Here is a 1510-nt window from a genome sequence, read left to right as displayed (position 1 = left end):
CGGCCGCGTCGATCAACTGGCCACGCGCGGCCGTCAGTGCCTGCATGCCCACGCCGCCGCGATCCTCCAGCCGGAACGTAAAACCTTCCGCGTGACCGATGCCGGGCACAGGCGAAGGCAGCGTGGCTTCAACGTCGCCGTCAAGAATCGCCCCGAAGCGGTCGTTGAGCCGGTCGCGCAAATTCTGGGCACTGATCGAGCGATGGTCCCAGTCCTTGAGATCGACGAACGCCATGCCCACGTTCTGCCCGCTGCCGGCGAAACTCCAGCCCACCACGCTCGTCACGTCTTCCACGGCATTTTCGCTGCGCAGGATTTGCTCCACGCGTTGCACGACCGCCAGCGTGCGGGCCTGGGTCGCGCCCGCCGGCAACTGGATCATCACCTGAAGCTGGCCTTCATCCTCGGCCGGCAAGAAGCCTTCCGGCATTTGCCAGTAAAGCCACGCGCCCGCGCCAATCAGCAGCGCGTAGATCGCGAGCACGCGGCGGCCGCGTCGCAGCAGCTTGAGCACGATGCCGCGATACCCACGCGACACCCGGGCGGCGCGCGACGTGCCATGTGCTTCAATATGCTTCGGCTTCCTTAGCATGCTCGCGCATAAGGCTGGCGTGAGTGAAAGCGCCATGAACGACGACACCAGCATCGACGCGATCATCGCCACCGCGAACTGGCGATAAATGCCGCCCACATTGCCGGTAAAGAACGCCATCGGCACGAACACGGCGGTGAGCACGGCCGTCACGCCGACGATCGCCCCGCCGATGCGCGACATCGCCCGACGCGTCGCCTCGCGCGGCGCGAGTCCGTCTTCGTGCATTGCGCGATGCACGCTCTCCACGACCACGATGGCGTCGTCCACCAGAATGCCGATTGCCAGCACGAGCCCGAACAGCGTGAACACGTTGATCGACATGCCACCCATGTAGAGCGCGAGAAACGCGCCCATCAGCGTGACGGGAATCACCACTGTGGGCACGAGCGTCGCTCGCAGGTCGCGCAGAAACAGCCACATCACGCAGAACACCAGCACGATGGCTTCGAGCAGCGTGATCACGACTTCGCGGATCGCAACGCGCACGAAATGCGCGCTGTCGAACGGTATGTCCACGGCGACGCCCGGCGGCAGATGCTTCTGCAGTTCCGCGAGCCGTGCGCGAATCGCGTCGGAGGTTTCGAGCGCATTGCCGCGCGGCCCGAGCTGGATGCCGACCGTTGCCGCGGGACGGCCATTCAGGCGCGAAAAGAACGAATAATCGGCGCGGCCCAGCTCGACGCGTGCGACATCGCTCAGGTGCACGATCGAACCATCGGGCTTCGCTTTGAGCACGATCTCGCCGAATTGCGCGGGCGTATCGAGCTGCCCCGTCACGTCGACCGATGCGCTGGTCTGCTGGCCGGGCGCAAACGGTGCGTCGCCGATCGTGCCTGCCGTGACGGGCGCGTTCTGCGCCGTGATGGCCGCGGTCACGTCGCTCGCGGCAAGACCGTATTCGCGCAGCCGCCAGGG

1 protein-coding gene is annotated in these 1510 nt (G+C 66.0%); it reads right to left on the bottom strand.

Annotation, left to right across the window (positions count from 1 at the left end; all coding sequences use genetic code 11):
* Nucleotides 1–1510 (bottom strand): efflux RND transporter permease subunit (locus VG320_RS22760; protein WP_327202325.1); only part of this gene is annotated, 1510 nt, incomplete at both ends.

This window comes from Paraburkholderia sp., from assembly GCF_035948235.1.
GTDB lineage: Bacteria > Pseudomonadota > Gammaproteobacteria > Burkholderiales > Burkholderiaceae > Paraburkholderia.
This window is presented reverse-complemented; position numbering and strand designations above follow the sequence as displayed.